The 18,212-nt window shown below is 56.1% G+C and carries 17 protein-coding genes; 7 read left to right on the plus strand and 10 right to left on the minus strand.

Translation table 11 applies throughout. The annotated features are described in order from the left end of the window. Positions 1-157 precede the first annotated feature (157 nt). A complete protein-coding gene (locus B2952_RS11975) occupies positions 158-985 on the plus strand; it encodes an outer membrane beta-barrel protein (protein ID WP_290727766.1) in 828 nt (275 codons plus the stop codon). On the opposite strand, the gene B2952_RS11980 is transcribed toward B2952_RS11975, so the two are convergent. From B2952_RS11980 to B2952_RS12005, 6 genes are read right to left on the minus strand one after another with little or no spacing between them, the layout of a single operon-like run. After that, entirely contained in the window at positions 982-3,996 is a 3,015-nt protein-coding gene (locus B2952_RS11980) for a fused MFS/spermidine synthase (protein WP_290734157.1), read from the minus strand. The two genes, B2952_RS11975 and B2952_RS11980, sit on opposite strands and share 4 nt — an antisense overlap. A 15-nt stretch (positions 3,997-4,011) precedes the next feature. Further along, positions 4,012-4,626 (minus strand): hypothetical protein, encoded by a 615-nt coding sequence (locus B2952_RS11985; RefSeq protein ID WP_173380961.1) that lies wholly within the window; start codon positions 4,624-4,626, stop codon positions 4,012-4,014. 51 nt (positions 4,627-4,677) lie between these two features. After that, positions 4,678-5,043, minus strand: a complete 366-nt coding sequence (locus tag B2952_RS11990; protein WP_173366393.1) for a P-II family nitrogen regulator — start codon at positions 5,041-5,043, stop codon at positions 4,678-4,680. Beyond that, positions 5,040-5,465, minus strand: coding sequence for a hypothetical protein (locus B2952_RS11995; protein WP_290734155.1), 426 nt, complete (start codon positions 5,463-5,465; stop codon positions 5,040-5,042). Before B2952_RS11995 ends, B2952_RS11990 begins: the two co-directional genes overlap by 4 nt. Before the next feature lie 8 nt (positions 5,466-5,473). Further along, entirely contained in the window at positions 5,474-7,006 is a 1,533-nt protein-coding gene (locus B2952_RS12000) for a DUF1538 domain-containing protein (protein WP_290727770.1), read from the minus strand. Continuing rightward, complete coding sequence (locus B2952_RS12005) at positions 7,006-8,250, minus strand: FKBP-type peptidyl-prolyl cis-trans isomerase (RefSeq protein WP_173366396.1); 1,245 nt, start codon at positions 8,248-8,250, stop codon at positions 7,006-7,008. Before B2952_RS12005 ends, B2952_RS12000 begins: the two co-directional genes overlap by 1 nt. A gap of 77 nt (positions 8,251-8,327) precedes the next feature. Here B2952_RS12005 and B2952_RS12010 point away from each other — a divergent pair, with 77 nt between their 5' ends. Both B2952_RS12010 and B2952_RS12015 read left to right on the plus strand, forming a co-directional pair. Further along, positions 8,328-8,894 carry a hypothetical protein gene (locus B2952_RS12010; RefSeq protein ID WP_173366397.1) on the plus strand — a complete coding sequence of 189 codons (567 nt, stop codon included), beginning with the start codon at positions 8,328-8,330 and terminating at the stop codon, positions 8,892-8,894. After that, positions 8,887-11,082, plus strand: coding sequence for a PorV/PorQ family protein (locus B2952_RS12015; RefSeq protein ID WP_290727774.1), 2,196 nt, complete (start codon positions 8,887-8,889; stop codon positions 11,080-11,082). The genes B2952_RS12010 and B2952_RS12015 overlap by 8 nt, the downstream gene beginning before the upstream one ends. A gap of 15 nt (positions 11,083-11,097) precedes the next feature. Here B2952_RS12015 and rsmG read toward each other — a convergent pair whose 3' ends face one another. Next, the gene (rsmG, locus tag B2952_RS12020) at positions 11,098-11,883 is read right to left on the minus strand and encodes a 16S rRNA (guanine(527)-N(7))-methyltransferase RsmG (protein ID WP_290734153.1); all 786 of its coding nucleotides are present in this window, start codon (positions 11,881-11,883) and stop codon (positions 11,098-11,100) included. Positions 11,884-11,978: 95 nt separating this feature from the next. Between rsmG and B2952_RS12025 the strand changes: the two genes are divergently transcribed. The 3 genes from B2952_RS12025 (at position 11,979) to B2952_RS12035 (ending at position 14,674) form a co-directional block, all read left to right on the plus strand. After that, entirely contained in the window at positions 11,979-13,379 is a 1,401-nt protein-coding gene (locus tag B2952_RS12025; RefSeq protein ID WP_290734151.1) for a hypothetical protein, read from the plus strand. Between the two features lie 227 nt (positions 13,380-13,606). After that, positions 13,607-13,999 (plus strand): hypothetical protein, encoded by a 393-nt coding sequence (locus tag B2952_RS12030; protein ID WP_290734149.1) that lies wholly within the window; start codon positions 13,607-13,609, stop codon positions 13,997-13,999. 15 nt (positions 14,000-14,014) lie between these two features. Continuing rightward, the gene (locus tag B2952_RS12035; RefSeq protein ID WP_290734147.1) at positions 14,015-14,674 is read left to right on the plus strand and encodes an epoxyqueuosine reductase QueH; all 660 of its coding nucleotides are present in this window, start codon (positions 14,015-14,017) and stop codon (positions 14,672-14,674) included. Here the strand turns inward: B2952_RS12035 and B2952_RS12040 are convergent. From B2952_RS12040 to B2952_RS12050, 3 genes are all read right to left on the minus strand, one after another. After that, entirely contained in the window at positions 14,671-15,441 is a 771-nt protein-coding gene (locus tag B2952_RS12040) for an outer membrane beta-barrel protein (RefSeq protein ID WP_290734145.1), read from the minus strand. The two genes, B2952_RS12035 and B2952_RS12040, sit on opposite strands and share 4 nt — an antisense overlap. Positions 15,442-15,488: 47 nt before the next feature. Continuing rightward, positions 15,489-16,325, minus strand: coding sequence for a hypothetical protein (locus B2952_RS12045; RefSeq protein ID WP_290734143.1), 837 nt, complete (start codon positions 16,323-16,325; stop codon positions 15,489-15,491). Between the two features lie 145 nt (positions 16,326-16,470). Continuing rightward, positions 16,471-17,301: a TIGR02147 family protein gene (locus B2952_RS12050; RefSeq protein WP_290734141.1), complete on the minus strand. Its 831-nt coding sequence runs from the start codon at positions 17,299-17,301 to the stop codon at positions 16,471-16,473. 213 nt (positions 17,302-17,514) lie between these two features. Between B2952_RS12050 and B2952_RS12055 the strand changes: the two genes are divergently transcribed. Further along, on the plus strand, positions 17,515-18,210 hold the full coding sequence (locus B2952_RS12055; protein WP_290725718.1) for a peptidase-C39 like family protein: 696 nt from the start codon (positions 17,515-17,517) through the stop codon (positions 18,208-18,210). The last annotated feature ends 2 nt before the right edge of the window (positions 18,211-18,212 follow it).

Raw genomic sequence — 18,212 nt, forward strand, 5'->3', positions numbered from 1 at the left:
CAAAAAGCCCCAAAAAGGAGCCATTTTCATGGTTTCTACGGGCCTTTCCTAGTAAAAAAAAGTTTGCCAGAGTCTTTTTCGCGAAAACATTTTTATTTTACACGAAAGATTTATCAGGTTAACCTAGGTTCAACTTCGTATTTATTATTATTCTAGCATGCAATCGAAAGTCCTCCCCTTCCTGGTTTCCGCCCTGCTGCTCTCTTCGGCATCTGCATTTGCAGTCGATTTCGACGAATTCGACGACTCCTCCGAATCTACATCCAACAGCGGTTCCGGAAACGAGACCTACGACGGTTCCACTGCAAGCGAATTCGCGGGCGACGAAGATTACGCCGCCGAATATGCGCAATACCGCAAGGAGAAGACTTCCAAGGCCGAAATCAACCGCCAGCGCACCGAAGGCTTCGCGCGCGCAATCCTGCTGGGTGTCCGCGGAAGCGCCGGCATCAACACGTTCTTCGGCGGCGAGACCGAAGGCTGGACAATCGGCTACCAGGGTGCAGCAGGCCTCATGGTCCAGATGCCGCTCGGCGTCAAGAACCTGAGCATGGTGCCCGAACTCGTATTCAACTACCGGCATTACAAATACGCCATCGACACCGATTTCGGCGACAACGATGCAAGCCTCGACATCATGCTCTTCGAAATCCCGCTCATCGTGCGCTACACCTTTGTCGACTACAACATTTTCGTCGGCCTCGGCCTGAACCTCGGCCTTGCGCTCACCTCCTCTTCCGAATTCAACCAGAACATGGATTCGGGCGATGACACCAGGCGCGACAACACCATCAAGACCAACAGCTTTGAAATTGGCGGGACCGCAGATTTCGGATACATGCTTACGCGCTGGGTCCACCTCAACCTCCGCGTGACGCAAGGATTCACGAACCTTCTCAACGCAACCATCAACGCCGAGCGCACGTTCGAAAACTCGAACTTCCTCACGTTCTACGTGACCGCGGGCGCAAGCTTCATGTTCTAGCGGCTGACCTGCCGTTTCAGCGCCGCACGGCGCAGCTTCACGATTTCACGTTCGATCAGGAACTTTTCCACCGGGAAGAAGCTTTCGTGTTCCTTGATGGCATCGACGTAGATGGCGTTCGCAAGTTCAGACTCTCCCGCAAGCATCGCGATGAGCAGCGCATTGCGCAGGAAGAACTCGTCCATCGCCTTCATCTCGTACTTCTCGTAGAAGTCCGCAACGAGGCGGGCCGCAGTCTGGTAATCCTTGGTGCGGGCGCATTCCATGATGTTGAACTCGTCGACAAACGATGACGGGAAGGCACCCTCGTTCACGAGCGTGCGGACCTTCACGTAGACCTCGTTCGTATCGCGGGCTTCCAGCGGGACCCCGCGGATCCACTCGATATAGTCGACACGGAACTTGACCCACAGGGGTGAAGATTCCGCAGCGGCCGGCAATGCCGGCATGGCCGAGAGCGTCGAGACGGAATCGGGCTCGCTGTGCGTAAATCCCCTCGCGGAATCGAGCTTCGCCTGCACGTCATCGAGGTAGGCGTTCAGCGCGAGCTGCTTGTAAGGGTCAACCGCATTCTGCATCATCTGCTTCACGCGGGCGGGGCGGCGCAGCGCGTTCTCCGCGGAATCGAGGTATTCGGGCCAGCACACTTCGCAGCTGTCGAACACCTGCACGATATGCGCCTGCGAATGTACGAAGCGGGCTTCCTCCGCCTTGTTGTCGACCATCGGCGTAAAGATGCTGTTCGGAGCCACACCATCCATGAGCGACTGCACCATCTTGGAAGTGAACAGGAAGTTCTGTTCGCCGAAGAATTCCGGGTCGCGGTGGATGCGCTCGAATTCCTTCATGAGCGTGGAGTCGGTGCTGAAGCGCGAAATCGCCTTCTGGTAAACGGGCTCGTCGCTTGCGATAATGATGATGTCGGGTTCTTCCGGCGCCTTGTACAGGCTCACGTACGGGAACGCGACATCGAGCGCCTTCAATATGTTCAGGAACAGCTGGTCGTTAAACTCGTAAGTCTGGATCCACTGCACCCACAGGCCGCCCGGCTTGATGTAGCGACGCATCTTGGTGTAGAACTCGTGACTGAAGAGGCTTGCCACGCCGGAGACCCACGGGTTAGAGGGCACGCTGATCATCAGGTCGTACTTGCGGCGGTTCGTGAGGAAGAACGTCTGCGCGTCGTCGATGTAGATATGGATGCGCGGGTCATCGTAACCGCGGGAATTCCACGGGTAGAATCCTTTCGCGAGGTCCATCATCTCCTGCTCGATTTCCACGCAGTCGAAATCCTTCAGGAGCGGGTCGGCAAGCAGGTAGTGTGCGCCCATGCCGCTTCCGAAGCCGACCATCGCGGCATCGTAGGGCTTATCCTTCACGGCCATGGGCATGAACGCGGTCGCGGCCTGAGTCAGTTCGTCACCCTCGATGGGGCGCGAGCGGTCCTTGCCGAGGCTCGCATCCGCCTTGCCGTTCGTCTTGATGTAGTAGTGCACGTTGGATTCGTGGAAACTGATGGTCGCCGTCTTGCCGTCGCGTACGATAATCTTCTCGTCCGGATGGAGGTTCTTGTAGGCACGGAACGCGCCCGAGGTAATCAGGTGCGGGTCGAAATTCACGAAGATGGAGGGCAGCACCATGAAGGCGCAAATCACGTAGAACGCGACGCTGTAGCGAAAGCGCTTGCGATAAACGACAAGCAACGCGAAGCCTATCGCGAAGTCGAGAACCGCGGCGAGCACGAGGGCGCCCTTGAGCTGCAGCAGCGGGAGCAGCAGGAGTCCGCCGCCAGCCGAACCGAGAATCGAGCCGACGGTGTTCCAGCCGTAGACCTTGCCGATCGGGGCTTCGCTCTTGAAGGCGCGCGTGAGGATAATCGTAATGAGCGGGAGCGTCATGCCCGCAAAGAAGCTCGTGGGAACCATCCACAGCACGGAGAGCGCATACTTGAAGAGGCTCCAGCAAACGTAACCGTCATTCGTGGGGTTGAATATCTGGTTCGCCTCGTTCATCATCTCCCAGAACGGCTTGTGGAAGTAGAGCGTGCAGAGCGCAAAGAAGGCCATCAGGATTTGCGCCATCGAGAGCACGACGAGGGAATCCTTCTTCAGAAGCTTGCCCGAGACGGCACTGCCTATGGCAAGCCCGAGAATGAACGCCGAAAGCATCTGGTCGAAGCTGTGGCTCGACGACCCCATCAGGAGGCTCAGCAGGCGAATCCACACGATTTCATAGACAAACGATGTGAGGCCGGTGATACCCGCAATCCAGAACCAGGTAGACTTCGGGGGCATCGCAAGCTTGTGTTCTGCCGCGTAGTCCTCGTTCAGGGGCTCGCGGGCAACACTTACCCCCTCGGCGGCATCGCCTGGAAGTTCATCCTCGTCATCCTCGTGGTTCGGCGTCGTGGTAAACCCAATATACCCGAAAATAGCGGCAAGCAGGAAGTTTATGGACGCGGCTACACACAAGGTAACGTGATTCCCGAGAACCGGGATGAGCATGTAGCTCGTAAACAGGATACCGATAGCGGAACCGAAACTATTCGTGAAGTAGAGCATCGGGAGCGAGACTTCCGCGCCGCTCTTGCGCATGAGACCCGCAGCAATGAACGGGAAGGTCATGCCCACCGCAATCGCAATCGGGAGCGTCGAACCCGTGGCAAGCACAATCTTTGCAATTTCCGCACCCGTGAACCCGAGACCCGCCACCCATTCGCTATCGAAGAAGAATCCCGTGAGCGCGTTGTACAGCGGGTGATACGCCACACCGCCAATCCCGATGGCAAGTTCCACCGCGGCATACCCGAGCAGCGGGCGCCTCACCTTCTCGACCATCTTGCCCGCGACAAAGCTGCCTATGGCAAGCCCGCCCATGTAGATGCAGAGCGTAAGCACCTGGCCGTAACTGGAATGCCCGAGAAAGAGTTTGAGGTACCGCGCCCATGAACCTTCGTATATGAGGCCAGCGAACCCGGAAAGGGCAAACAGGAAATAGATGAGAACGTTCATGGGCTCCCCCTAGAATCAGTTTTTCTCAAACGAAATTGACTTCATCGCACGCACGACGTAAGTTTCGAGGTCGGCGCCAGCAAACGAACTAGCCATGACTACAAACAGGTTGTTGTTCGCCGTGAGCATGGCTCCCACGCTCTCCCTGTAGCCTTTCACTCCAACCATGTTGATAACGCCAAATTGTTTCTCGGTGTCATAGCGAGCGGAAACGACCTTCCCGCCCTTCAGCGGATCGAACGTGTTGAACGAATAGTCGCTGTCCCATTGCAGGAAGTATTTCACGAAGGCTTCCGCATTCGCCATCGGGGGCGGGTTGAACGTGGAATCCTTGTCCAAGAAAGATGCAGGCATGCCGCGGTAGTTCAGCGTGACGCCGTGCTGCTGCAGGGACACCTTGAACACCCTCTGTTCCATGGAAAAGGCCTCGAAGCGATAGCCCCACTCCTGATAATAGCCGAAGTTGAACGGGATGTCGATTTCCACGGCTTCGGGCACCGGCGATTTCACGTAGTAATCTCCCAGCCAGAAATGCTTGCGGATGGAAACCGCATTCGGATTCGCACAGCCGAGCATCATGAGGGACGCAAAGGCAAGCAGGCCCAAGACAAACTTTTTATACAACTTCATAATGTACTCCTCGCCAATCCGGCATAAAAAACTTCTACGGACAAATAATAACTAATCCGCTTTCTTTTCCGCGGCCTTGTCGCCTTCCTTCGGTTCCGTTTTCCACGGCGTAAGACCGACGACATTTTCCACGGGTATCGAAAAAGCAATACCCTGCCCCATCGTGTCGAGGCCCGCCTTCTGGTAGAGGGCGTGGAGCACGGCATCCTTGATTTTTGCATCCACGAGAATCATCACGATTTCCTTTTCGGGCTGGATGGCGATGTGGAAGAACGATTCCGCCTCCTTGTTCGCCGTACCGCGCGCATTCAGGATAGTGCCTCCGCGCGCGCCGGCATCCTTCGCCGCTTCCATCACGGTCTCCGAGAAACCGTTATTCACAATGCACAGGATAACTTCGTGGTTGAATCCGCTCATTTTTCGTTCCTCCGTACCGCATCGCGGTTGTCGCTCAGGAAGTTGAAGATGGACTTGCCGATGATGCTCGACATCGGGATGGTGTAGGCAATCCCCTTGCCCCCCGCAATCGTGTTGAATTTTTCGGCGAGGCTGTCGAGGGCCGCGCGCAGGTGGTTTTCGCCGATAACGCTGAAAACGACCGCGCGTTCGGAATCCGCGAGACCCATCGCCGTCGCAATTTCGCGCGGGGCGGTACCATGGCCGAACACGACCATCTGCATGTTCACCCCGAAGGACTGGATATGGTCCATGTAGAAGTCCGCCTTCGCACGGTTCACGATGGTAACGAGAATCTTGAGACGATTCATGGATACACGCGAACGTCCATCCGCCTTCCCGTAAAACCTTCTCGCGATTCCTGTTCTCTTGGATTCAGCCATATTCCAACCTACACAAAATCTATAATCTGCTCGTCGTCGGCGTCCTGGATGCGGCGCATCATCATGCGGTTCTTCAGCTTGTTTGTCGCGATAGCCTTGAAACCAAGCACCTGGATTGTGATGAGCGGGGTCATCGCGACCATGGCCACAATGCCGAACGCATAGCTCAACACGGACTGTCCGCCATCGTGAATCACGGAGCACGCGCCGATAGAAAGCGGAAGGATAAAGCTCGACGTAAGCGGACCGCTCGCGACGCCGCCCGAGTCAAAGGCGATTGCCGTGTAGAGCTTGGGCACAAAGAACGAGAGCGCAAGCGAGATAAAGTAACCGGGAATGAGGTAGTAGATTATCGGGAAGCCTACAATGATGCGGATCATCGAAAGCCCGATGGAAAGTCCGACACCTACCGAAAGCGCGACGAGCATGGAACGCTTGCTCACGAGGCCACCGGTAATATCCTCGACCTGCTTGTTGAGCACGTGGACAGCGGGTTCCGCAAGCACGACCACCATGCCGATTACAAATCCGGATGCGACCAGCGCACGAGGCAACTTCGCAAGCTCCATTCCGAGTTCAAAACCGATGGGCATGAACCCGACCGTCACCGCCGTAAGGAAGACGACGAGACCGACAAACGTGTAACCGATGCCGAAAGCGATTTGCATGAGTTTTGATTTCGAAAGCCTAAGCGCCACGGACTGCAGTACCATGAAGAATCCGACAATGAGTCCAAGCGCCACGAGAACTTCCTTGGCGACTGCCGCAAGCGCCGGGACAAAGTTTTCGCCGAGGTTCGCATCGATGGAATAGCTTGCCGGAGAGAGCTGGTACGTGAGGTCGCCCTTCGAAAAAAGCACAAGGCCCATGAGTGCGATGATGGGGCCGATGGAGCAGAGGGCGATTAGGCCGAAGCTGTTCTCGTTCGCATTCTTGCCGCCGATGGCGCCGGCGACGCCCACGCCGAGCGCCATGATGAACGGCACCGTGATGGGGCCGGTCGTCACGCCGCCGGAATCGAAGGCGAGCGGCACGAACTGCTCCTTGCCGAAGGTAAGCATCAGCATTCCGAGCATGAACAGCACCATATAGAAAAAGATGATGATAGAAGAAAGGTCCTTGCGCCACACAATCTTCACGATGGCAAGGAGCAGGAAGAGCCCAACACCCACGCCGACCGTCACGATCAAGAGCACAGGTTCCACGGCGTTCTTCACCTGCTCGGCAAGCACGGAGAGGTCAGGTTCCGCAACCGTAATCAGCACTCCCATCACGAAGCAGACCGAAAGGAGCAGCAAAAGCTTGCGCGACTTGGTAAGGCCCGAACCCACTTGTTCGCCCATCGGCGTCATGGCGAGGTCGGCGCCCAGGTTGAAAAGGCCGATTCCCACTACCAGGAACACAGCGCTCACACAAAAGACGACAAGCTCCTTGAGCGAAAAATCAACGAGCGGCGTGAACGAAAGCACAAGGACAATCAGCGTCACAGGCAATACGGACGCGAACGCTTCCTTCAGCTTTTCAAACAGAATTTTGAACATTACTCGCCCAGGTACTCCACCGCGAAAATGAGGGTCGCGCCGCCTGGAATCGGACCTGCGCCACGGCTTCCGTAACCGAGTCCGGGCGGAATCATGAGGATTCGCTTTTCACCCGGGAGCATGCCCGCCACGCCAAGGTCCCATCCGCGGATAACGCGTCCGCCGCCAAGCGGGAAGGAGAAAGGCTGTTCGCGGTCGCGGGAGCTATCGAACTTGTATCCGTTCGTGAGCCAGCCCGTGTAATGCACCTTCACGTTCGCACCGGCCTTGGCAGGTTCGCCTTCGCCCTGCTGGATGACCGCATAGCGGAGACCCTCGGAGCCGTTCTCGAAAGAGAGCGTCGTCGTATCGGGGAAGAAATCCATCTTGGCGGCAATCTCGGGATCGACCATCGATTCAACAAGTTCGACACGGAACACGAGCGTGGAGTTCGGCGGAATCATCGTAAACGCGGTGGCTCCATAGCCCATGGACGGACTCACGCGCAGCCAGCGCACGCCGCCTTCGCGCATGCCGTCAAGGCCTATTTCCCAGCCCTTGATCATCTTGCCCGCGCCAAGCACCACCTCGAAAGGCTTGCCGAGATCCTTGGAACTTCCGAACTTGCGGCCACTCAGGAGCCAGCCCGTGTAATGCACCTTCAGGTTCGAGCCGGCCATCGCAGGCTTGCCCGTTCCGGCTTTCTCCTCAAAAATCTTGAGGCCCTTGTCCTTGTCCTGCCACTTCATCTTGTTCACGTCGGCAGGGAACACGTCGGGTTCCATGGGCTTTTCGGCAGCCACCAGTTCCACTTCGAAGTAGAGGTCGGAATAGGGAGGAATTCCTTCGAGGGAATTTTCGCCATACGCCATGGTGTAAGGAACCGTAAGCTTGCGGACTTCGCCCACCTTCATGCCGAGGAGGCCCTTGTCCCACCCAGAAATCACCTGGCCCACGCCAATCGTGAATTCGAGAGGTTCGCCGCTGGCGTATGTATCGGCAAACGGAACAGGGCCCGTCGCGGTCGGCTCTTCCGAAGCGGAATCCGCAACGGACGTGTCCTTCGGCGCCGCCTTTACCGCAGAATCCAGCTTGACCGTATCTGCCGCCACGTCTGCATAGAGAAAACCCTTGTAGTGCACCTTGATCAGCTGGCCCGCACGAATCTCGTCGCCATCGCCGGTTTTGACCACTTCCACATTGTACGGAACCGCCCAAGCCATGCACGCCAAGCCAAGAATCAGAAAAATCTTCAATTTTGACATAAAATCTCCTACCCCACAAGATAGAAAAATGCTAGTTTTTTGAAAAAAGAGAAATTGCAATATAGAACGGGAAGATTATGCTATCAGTCATCATCGTCATCGTTATCATTATCCTGTCCATCATCCTGGCAGGAATCGGCGCCTACGTGGTCATCCACAGCTCCGACGAAAAGGAAGAGGTGAAGCCGGTCATCGACGTTTCCGGCAAGTACGCCGTCGTAGTCCGTCCCGCCCGCGAATCGATTACCGCCGTGAAGCCCTCGGACAATTCCATCCGTGCCTGGCTCGAAACGCAGGAACAGCTCACCCCGGAACAGCGCGAGCAATATCTGGAACAATGGAAGGCGAGCATCGAGGAAACCATCAAGACTATCGACGAAGGCGACCAGAACGGCACCGTCACCTACCGAATCGAACTTGGCCCCAAGGGCAAGGAATACGTGAAATTCGTCCACGAGGAGAATTTCATCACCCGCGAACAAATCCGCAACCACGCAGAAATTCTACCCCCCTACGTCCTCGGATGCGACTGCAGGCTCCTGCCCAAGCAGCCCTGGGAAAACCCCAGCAAGTCCGGATGGAAGGCGGTGGTCCCCACCCACGGAAGCACCTACGATGTCCCGGACTGGAGGCAACTTGTTTAATTCCCTAAGACCCGCACTATTCGCCTTTTTCGTAGCGCCCGCAATAGCCCTTGCGGCCGGTTCTGCCATCATCACGCTCGAAATGCCCGTCGGCGCACGCCAGCTGGGCATGGGCGAAGTGGGAGCAGCCCTCGCCGACGACGCGTCGGCCATGTACTACAACCCCGCAGGACTTGCGTTCGGCCCCCTTTCCGATGAATGGAAGGTCTCGTATCCGGCAGATGCCAAGACGACCCCGCACTTCACCAACATGGCCAGCCGTTCCAAGAACGGGTTCTTCTCCAAGAGCGAACTCTGGGCCGGCACCGTGAACGGGATTCTCAAGTTCGACGGCGAACAGTGGATCAACTACCACACCGTCACGCTCCAGGGCAACGCGAAGGTGAAAGACGCCGTGCGCGTATTCGCGGGCACCGAACGCGGACTCGACGAATACACCCGCCAGGTCAAGAAATTCAACGACATCAAGAACGCCGACGACGAATCGCACGTCGTGGAAGTAAAGATTCCCTGGGACCTCGTCGTGAAGGATACGATTACTGCCATCCTCTACGAGAGCCGCACCGAAAAGCTCTGGGTGGGCACCCCGAAGGCGCTCTACCGCTTCGACGGCAAGGCCTGGAAGAGCTACGAGAGCGAACTCGGTTCCCACCGCATCACTGCGCTCGAAAACCAGGGAGCCTCGCTCTGGATTGGCACCGACAACGGACTTTTCCTCTACCGTAACGGCCAGTTCGAACAGAAGGGCAAGGTGCTCCCGAGCCAAAAGATCAACGACCTCGTGTGGTCGGAAAGCCGCAAGGAACTTTTCGTCGCAGTCGACGGAGCGGGCATCGCAAGGCTCGTTCCCAAGAAGAGCGTAAACGACAAGGACCGCTGGAGCCTCTTCAACGAAGAGGACGGCATCATGGACTTGCACCCGACCGCACTCGCCGTCGACAGTTCCGCCCATGTATGGGCTGCGCATAACGGGGGGCTAAGCCACTTCAACCTGCGCAAGTGGGAACAGGTGAAATTCGAAGGGAACGTGGTGAACGACATCTCCGTCGACCAGAAGGGACACATCTGGATTGCTACCGACAAGGGCGTGTGGCGCCACCTGCCGGACTACGCGACCGCAAGCGGACGCAAGGCCGAACTTGAACGCGGAGTCGCCGAACAGGAAGGCAGCGTCAAGAAGGACGACGAGTGGCTCCACTTCCATTCCGGCAACGGCCTTTCCACGAACAAGGTCTGGAAGGTCCTGCCGCAGGGCGGAGACGTCTGGTTCAGCACAGCAAACGGCATGGAACTCTACAAGGACGCCGACTACCAGCTTGTCGCCTTCTACGAAAAGCTTTTGCCCGTCCTCAACATTCCCGACCTCTACCACCTCTTCGGGGGCATGACCATTCCCATTGCGGAATGGGGAACGCTCGGGTTCTTCGTGAATTTCGTGAGCTTCGGTTCGACAGTCGTTTCCGGCGATGTCGACATGGACGACCTCGTAGCCTACAACAGTTCCGAAATCGTCGGCGGCGTAAGCTATGGCACGCGATTCCCGAACAACTGGGGCCTGGGCCTCAGCATCAAGTTATTCTATTCCGACCTGAGTTCCGGAGCGGGCGCTGGCGAAGAAGAAGCGACCACCTTCGGCTATGCATTCGACATCGGCGTACTCAAGAAAGACTTGTTCATAGACAAACTAAATTTCGCACTTGTCCTTGCGAATATCGGTCCGAGCGTCTACTATGTGGACAAGACCATCGAAGACCCGATTCCCTTGACTTGGCGCCTCGGCCTTTCGTACGAAATCCTTTCGCTCGCCGACTACAAGCTCACTATCGCGGCGGACTACAACCGCGAAGTCGTCTACGACGACGACAAGGGAAACCCGGAACCGTTCTACATCAGTTGCTGGAAATCCATCGGGCATCCCGAACGCGGAGGTCACGGATTCGAAGCGTTCAAGAACTCGCTCATGCAGGGCGTCTTCAACGTCGGTTCCGAATTCATCTACTCGAACACCATCGCACTCCGCCTCGGCTATCTCTACGACCAGACCGGCAAGCGTAACGAGATGGACTTCGGTTTCGGCCTCATGATTTCGGACATGCTGCAGTTCGACTTCGCGACCATCATGGACGTGGGCGACAACGACGGCGTGCGCGACGGACAGATGCGCTTCGGCATGCTGTTCAAGTTCTAAGCAGATATTTACGCTTTATTCCACGCGCTCGAGAATCACGAGTGCACGGTCCTGCGTGCTGTTCGGGATAGTGTAGAAGTGCTTCGCAATTAGCTTGTAGCCGAAATCTTCAGGGTGGAAAACCTTCAGCTCGTCGGCGACACCCGGACCCTTCATAAAATACACGCGTCCACCCACCTTGAGCGAATTCGCAAGGCGCGGGAGGGTCTTTTCCATCCATTCGAATGCGCGGCTGATGACGCCATCCACGGGAATCGTCATGCTGCGGCTCGTCACCTTGTGACCGAACACGTCTATACCCCTGAGGCCCATCTTCTCGATGACCATGTTCAAAAAGTTGATGCGGTTCGGGCGCGGTTCGCAGAGCGTGAGGCGGACATGCGGGTTCACGAGCTTGAGCGGGATTCCGGGGAATCCGGCTCCGCTGCCGATATCGATCATGCGGGCCGGCCACTCGGGAACATACGCATTGATGAGCGTGCAGTCGGCGTAATGGCGTTCCACCATCGTCTCGAACGCGTTGAGGCGCGTCAAGTCCTGGTCGTCGTTGTTCGCACGCAGCAGCTGATGGAACTCCCAAAATTGCGCAAGCGTCGCGGGTTCGAGTTCAACGCCGTAGTAATGCAGGAGCTTGTCGAGGCCTTCCAGCGAAGGCTTTACGCGCTTCCCGTTAAACAGCGGAAAGTCAGTGCGCGGGGCCTTGAGGTGCGGGACGAAATCGCGACCGGCGGAGCTCCCTGCACGGGCGGGAGTGCGGCCGGACCACTTCTTTGGATTCTTATGCCAGGAATCGCTTGCCATGGTCCAAATTTAAAAACATAAACGCAGCCTCTAAAAAAAAACGGGCAAAACGGCACATTTTGGCCGCGAAATCGTTTTTATAGGTAGAGGCAAACATGAAAGCAAAAAAAGAGCGGTGCGGAACCGCAAACAGAACCCTGGCGAAAGCCTTCGCGATGCTTTGGGCCATTCTCCCGCTCGCGTCCCATTCCGCAGGGCTGTCCGAAGCGCAAATATTCGAATGGTGGGACGACGGGACCATCGAGGCGGAGGAGGCAAGCGAGATGCTTTCTCTGCTCGACGAGGGCAACGCACAGGAGGCATGCGCACTCGCCGAAATCTATGTGAGCGAGCCCTGCGAGATGAAGGCCGCCAGCAGGAAGCGCACCCCGAAGGCGCAAAAAAATTACGGAGGGCACCTTGCGGCAAAAATGAGGTTCGATTCCGCAGGCCACGTCGATACCCACCGCGAGGAATTCCTCTTCAACCTCCACAGGCTAACGCTGCGGCTCGGCACGCAGGAGCTGCTCTCTTACAAAAACAAGCATGGAGAGGCGCACTTCGGGCAGATTTCCACACGAGAACTCAAAAGCGCCATCCCCACCGACACTCTCTGGGGAACCGCACTCGCCTACTCCTTCGGTACGCCGAGCCGCGGCACATTTGACCTCGGCGGGCTCATCGACACTTCCGGAACCTCGCGGGCACATGTCGGATACACCCACGGCAAGGACTTCACGGCAAGGGCAGCGCTGTGGAAAACCGCAGACACGTATTCCGTCATGGCGCAGGCCGCCTTCCCCGCCGGCCAAATCGCGTTCTGGCAGCAAATCGGAGAGATCGCCCCGCTCATAAAATACCAGCTACACGGCAGGGATTCATCGTCCGTCTCCTGGCGCACCACCGGCTACATCCACGGTGACAGCGTTCCCGCGTCCACTCGCCTGAGCGCAAGCATCCTCAAGAACCGATTCTGGACAACGCAGAACCTCACGTTCCGCGCCAAGGAATTTTTCGACACGCGGGTCTCGGCGAGCGTCCGCATCCTATCGCCGCTTCACTCCGACAGCATTTCGGGAAGGCTCGCGCTGGATATCGAAAGCGGGCCGCCAACTATCCGCGGCGGCGCCAAAATTACCTGCCGCGAAGCCTCGGAAGATTGCAGACAAACTATCTACCAAGGAATGCTGCGGTCGGTACTCGACTTCGGCGCGTTCAAGGCGACATTCACGGGCAGCGCACGGACAGAGCACGACCGCACCGACGCGACATGGAAACGGCCTCGCCTCGAAATCGGCGCCGCCGTTTCCGAAAATCTCCCCGGCAAGCGCGAAAACCTGTTCAGACTCTCGCTCGTGGCCCCCGACTCGCACCCCCTCAACAACACGCAAGTCCGGAGCGAGACGCGCCTCACCGGCGACCACCTTTCGCTCTCCCTCATCGCCACCTTCAAGAAAACCGGCGAAGGGGAAATCCGGCCCACGCATGCGCAAATTTCTTCAAAAATCCTGTTCTAACCCGTCCATAACCAGCCAGAAACCACCCTGTACACCCCGAAATTCGGCGATTTTCGCCTAAAAAAGCCACTTTTGGGGATTTGCCATGTTCACGGCCGTAAACAAGAAACCTACGTTTTTTATCGACACGGGGCCCGAAAATAGGTATCTTATAGATACCCAAACACTCCCTGACCCCTTTAGGTTACCTCCTTTACCTGAAGGGGTCGTTTTTTTATCTTTACGGCATGATTATCGCGACCATCCTCGGGGCTGTTTTCTTTCTGCCGTCCATCGCACTGAACGTGGCACTCGCGTTCGGCGCACCACTCGGCATGTACGCCATGAACGGCCGCAACAAGGTCGTCCCCAAGGAAGTGCGCAAGGCATTCATCGTCCCCATCTGCATGCAGCTTGTCGCGATGTTCGTGCTGCTCAGCGCGGGCCGTATCGTTCCCGAGATTATCCCGTTCATGATCACGCGCATACTCGCGTTTTTCTTCGCGGTCTACCTCACGTTCTATACCGCCACGGTGCTCTTCAGCACGAGCCACAAGGAAAAAACCGTCATGGGGCTCTTTGCCATCGTCGCGACTGTCTGCTTCTGGATAACCGCGTTCGGGACGCTCAACTGGGACTAGCAAGAGGTTCACGGAATGCCCGAAGCTTACCACAACTACCAGCGCGACCTCGGTTACATCATCCGGTGGAACCAGCGCAAGGGTATTGTGCCCACGCTCCTGATGCATGCCTGCTGCGGGCCCTGCAGCACCTACTGCATCGAGTACCTCTCACAGTTCTTCAAGATAACGATTTTCTACTACAACCCGAATATCGCCCCTTCCGAGGAATACGCCCACCGCGTCGCCGAAATCAGGCGGTTCGTAAGCGAATTCAAGACAAAGTATCCGGTGGAATTTATCGAGGGCGAATACGACCCAAAAAAATTCTACGATATCGCACGCGGGCTCGAAGACGAGAAAGAGGGCGGCAAGCGCTGCCGCAAGTGTTTTGAGCTGCGTCTCGGCGAAACGGCAAAGCTCGCGAAGGAGATGGGATTCGACTATTTTACCACAACACTCACCATCAGCCCCAAGAAGGACGAACAGATGCTGAACGTGGTCGCGAAGGAACAGGGCGAAATCTACGGCGTCAAGGCGCTCCCCAGCGACTTCAAGCGCAAGGGCGGCAATAAGCGTTCCATCGAGCTCTCCGCCGAATACAACCTCTACCGTCAAAACTACTGCGGCTGCGCCTATTCAAAACGCGAAGCCGAAGAGCGCGAAGCCAAGAAAAGCGAAGGCGCTACACCCTAGAACCAGTAGCCGATACCAATCTGGTATTTCAGCAGCTTGTAGTAGCTACCGTCCATATACTCGTCGGATTCCCAGAGAACCCTAGTTGTCGTCTCTTCCGTCTCGGAGTCAAAGCGCATCTCAACTTCCTCGGAATGCATCGTGAGACATTTCTTGTCCCCCTCGACCAAGTCGGTAAACTGGAACGACACACGCGCATCTATCGAAAGCCCGAAATCGAACATGTGGCCGACTCCCGCGACGACACCCGCACCGAAGCGTTTGTCCTCGTAGCACCTGTCGTTCCGATACTTTTCGGGCAAAATGTAGTCCTCGTTCATGCGAAGCAGAATGTCGACGACCGGTCCCGCTTCCAAGAACAGCGCTGACGTGCGCCACTGCGCCATTACTGGGATTTCCAGATAGAAGAACGAATTTACGTCGTAGCCTTCCCAGTAGCCGCCACACGGTTCCTCGCCTTCGAGAGCAGCACAAGGGATGCCGATTTCGCCATAAGCATAGAAGGTGCGGTAATCCAGCCCAAGTGCCGTATGCAGGTAAAAGTTATCCGTAAACCCATGCGAGAAATCAACCGAAAGCACTCCGCCCGGCCCCGAAATATCGGGATACGGTCCCCAATTCGCATCCGTCATAAGATTCGAAATCTGCGCCCCCAGACGGACACCGACATCAAGCGGTTTGCCATCCGACTTTCCGGCAGCATGCACAAGCAGAGGCAAGCAAAGGGTCAACGCCGCCATGCCTCCTGCAATTTTTCTCCAAACCATCCGTATTCCTCCTAACTTTTTCCTTTGCGCCTAGCGTGCGCAGAGCGTCATTCGTTCTGCTCGCGCCCAAGAATGCCGTCGATGCAGGCCTCGAACTCGCGGGAATTCATCCGCCTGTACGTGAACGCGCCCGAACTCGACTTATATAAGTAATCCGCATTGCCGTCCGAACACATTTCGGGCAAGGTCGTTTCGCGGACCGTACCCACACAGCTCACGTCTCCCGATCTCAGGGTTACAGACAGACTGTCTTTATAGCGGGCGTAATCTACGCTCAGGTCGAACGTCCAGTCGGCATAGGTAAACTTCATCGTGGAATCCGTCTTATCCAAAATGCTAATCCCATATTTTTCCTGTTCGTATTTCGTATCCGAATAGTAGTAGGGAGTTTCGAGCTGGATGGAGCCTCCGTCGCCAAGGAAATCGAACAGCTGGTCCACAAAAACCGTCTGCATGTAGTCGTAACCTTCGCGATCCGCGATGCGGTATTCCACCCTGTCGCCATCGAACTTGAAATACTGATCGTAACCATCATTCATGCAGTACATCTTGTCTTCACGGTAGCGGCACTGCGTATTTTTCCAGATTCCATCCAGCTTACCCGACGTACCGCCAACGAAGATAAACGATTCCTCGTATCTCTCCTGGTCTACTTCGTACGGATCCGGTTCATAGATTCTCGTGAGCAAGAGCGTATCATCCCGGAAACCGTAGGCATACGTCTTCGAATCCGCGAAATAGAAATCCCAGTCCCAGTCAAAAGCATCGCCTTCCTTGATGCAACCGCCGAGCGTTTCCAGCACTATCGTGACCGAATCCTTCTTCTTATCCACATCCACTTTGCCAGATGCAACAAAGCGGGCCGCGTTATAATAAGGGGACAAAGCCTGCTCCACCCCAGGCGAGGCAGATTCACTGGCATCCCCACAGACAAACCAGTCCTCGGTAAAGCCGACGCAACCGGAAAATACCAAGCTCAGAGAAACTAGAATCCCAGACAGGGACCGTTTATTGCAAATAAACTTTATATCAAGCATCTTTTTCTCCAAGTGGTGAACTGAGAGGGAACAACTGTAAATTTAATCTATAAACGCGATCGTAAGATTCTACTTTCGAAAGAATGCCCTTGACTTTCTCGCGAAAGCGGTCCACTTCTTCGGAAAGGTGCCACAGGGTCTTTTCGTCCACGCCGAAGGTAAGGCCCGAGATGTTGCGGTCTTCGCGGGATGTGTAATCGATTGCATCGGCGGCAAGCATCGCGAGCTGTTTCTGCAGTGCAAGGATTGCGCTCGAAATCAGCTGAGGGTTGCCCGACAGGCCCTTGTTGGTCTGCACGAAGGATCCATCGGGCTTCAACTGCAGCAGACCCGCCTGCACCATGAGCGTAAGCGCATTGCGGACCTCGCCCGCCGTCACCTCGGGCACGCACATCTTGGCAATTTCGGAAGGCTTGGCACCCGGCATAATCGGAGCCAGTTCGCGCACCACCGGATTCACCCATGACTTGAAATAGTCGAACGCCTCGGCTCCCAGGATGCGCACCCCATTCTCCTCCACAAGGGCGCGCATCCGGGAATAGATTTCGAGACGAACTTTCTCGTCGGACTCATCGCAGTATTCCACCAGCAGGCAAAAATACTGCGAACTGAATCCCGCAAGGCCCATGGCACCGGCCACCTTCACCGCCCCAACCCGGCTCAGGCGCGTCTTGCCGTCACAGACAAGCTTCAGGTATCCCGACGACGTGAACCCGGCGAGTTTCGCGAACTCACGCCACGAAAAATACGAGACCCTCTTGCGTTCCCCGTAATAGTCCCGCATGTATTCGCGGTAATCCACATATTCCGTTATCGGTTTCATGGTTCCTCGGCTATAATTTACCTAATCTATGAAACAAAATCAACAAAATTTTAAAATTTTCAATAGTTTTTTATGATTTTTGCGTTTTTTCTCGCTTTTTATGAAACACACCGTTTCATAAAGGGCAAAGCAAGAGCCAAACGGCGAATTAAATTGTATATTTCGCCCGACGATTTGTGTATCAAACCGCCACGTTCGAATCGAGGCAAAAAGATGGAAATCAAGATTCTCCCTCAGCCAGACGATGTCACGTGCGGACCGACCAGCCTTCACGCGGTGTATTCGCACCTTGGCTACAAGATACCACTCGAAAAGCTCATCTCCGAAATCGAGTTCCTTGAGGAAGGCGGCACGTTGGGCGTCTTTCTCGGAATCGACGCTCTCAAGCGCGGGTTCAAGGCGACCATTTATTCGTACAACCTCAAGATTTTTGACCCCACCTGGAGCAAGCTGAAGATGCCCGAGCTCCGCGAAAAGCTGGAAAAGCTCCACAAGGCAAAGCACGCGCCCAAGCTACGCAAGGCCATCGAAGCCTATATCCGCTTCCTGGATTTGGGCGGGACCGTCGCGACAGCCGATCTGCGCGCGAGCATGTTCGAGCACTACTTCAAGCGCGACATTCCCGTCCTCTGCGGGCTCAGCGCCACCTACCTCTACCGCAGTCCCCGCGAGTATACCAACGACAAGGACCAGTCCGTTTTCGACGACATCCATGGCGACCCCATGGGGCATTTCGTGGTCCTCTACGGGCTCGACCAAAAGAAGCAATTCCTCGTTGCCGACCCCGACTGCACCAACCCCATGGCAAACGGCCCCTACTACAAGGTCGACAAGTTCAGGCTCATCCATAGCATCCTCCTCGGAGTCATGACCTACGACGGGAACATCCTCGTCGTGGAAAAGAAATAGCG

It is taken from the genome of Fibrobacter sp. UBA7003 (assembly GCA_002449765.1).
In the GTDB taxonomy this organism is placed as follows: Bacteria; Fibrobacterota; Fibrobacteria; order Fibrobacterales; family Fibrobacteraceae; genus Fibrobacter.

Excerpts from the sequence above, each read along its gene's own strand:
- B2952_RS11975 (WP_290727766.1), top strand. The coding sequence starts at position 158 with ATGCAATCGAAAGTCCTCCCCTTCCTGGTTTCCGCCCTGCTGCTCTCT.
- B2952_RS11980 (WP_290734157.1), bottom strand. The coding sequence starts at position 3,996 with ATGAACGTTCTCATCTATTTCCTGTTTGCCCTTTCCGGGTTCGCTGGC.
- B2952_RS11985 (WP_173380961.1), bottom strand. The coding sequence starts at position 4,626 with ATGAAGTTGTATAAAAAGTTTGTCTTGGGCCTGCTTGCCTTTGCGTCC.
- B2952_RS11990 (WP_173366393.1), bottom strand. The coding sequence starts at position 5,043 with ATGAGCGGATTCAACCACGAAGTTATCCTGTGCATTGTGAATAACGGT.
- B2952_RS11995 (WP_290734155.1), bottom strand. The coding sequence starts at position 5,465 with ATGGCTGAATCCAAGAGAACAGGAATCGCGAGAAGGTTTTACGGGAAG.
- B2952_RS12000 (WP_290727770.1), bottom strand. The coding sequence starts at position 7,006 with ATGTTCAAAATTCTGTTTGAAAAGCTGAAGGAAGCGTTCGCGTCCGTA.
- B2952_RS12005 (WP_173366396.1), bottom strand. The coding sequence starts at position 8,250 with ATGTCAAAATTGAAGATTTTTCTGATTCTTGGCTTGGCGTGCATGGCT.
- B2952_RS12010 (WP_173366397.1), top strand. The coding sequence starts at position 8,328 with ATGCTATCAGTCATCATCGTCATCGTTATCATTATCCTGTCCATCATC.
- rsmG (WP_290734153.1), bottom strand. The coding sequence starts at position 11,883 with ATGGCAAGCGATTCCTGGCATAAGAATCCAAAGAAGTGGTCCGGCCGC.
- B2952_RS12025 (WP_290734151.1), top strand. The coding sequence starts at position 11,979 with ATGAAAGCAAAAAAAGAGCGGTGCGGAACCGCAAACAGAACCCTGGCG.
- B2952_RS12030 (WP_290734149.1), top strand. The coding sequence starts at position 13,607 with ATGATTATCGCGACCATCCTCGGGGCTGTTTTCTTTCTGCCGTCCATC.
- B2952_RS12035 (WP_290734147.1), top strand. The coding sequence starts at position 14,015 with ATGCCCGAAGCTTACCACAACTACCAGCGCGACCTCGGTTACATCATC.
- B2952_RS12040 (WP_290734145.1), bottom strand. The coding sequence starts at position 15,441 with ATGGTTTGGAGAAAAATTGCAGGAGGCATGGCGGCGTTGACCCTTTGC.
- B2952_RS12050 (WP_290734141.1), bottom strand. The coding sequence starts at position 17,301 with ATGAAACCGATAACGGAATATGTGGATTACCGCGAATACATGCGGGAC.
- B2952_RS12055 (WP_290725718.1), top strand. The coding sequence starts at position 17,515 with ATGGAAATCAAGATTCTCCCTCAGCCAGACGATGTCACGTGCGGACCG.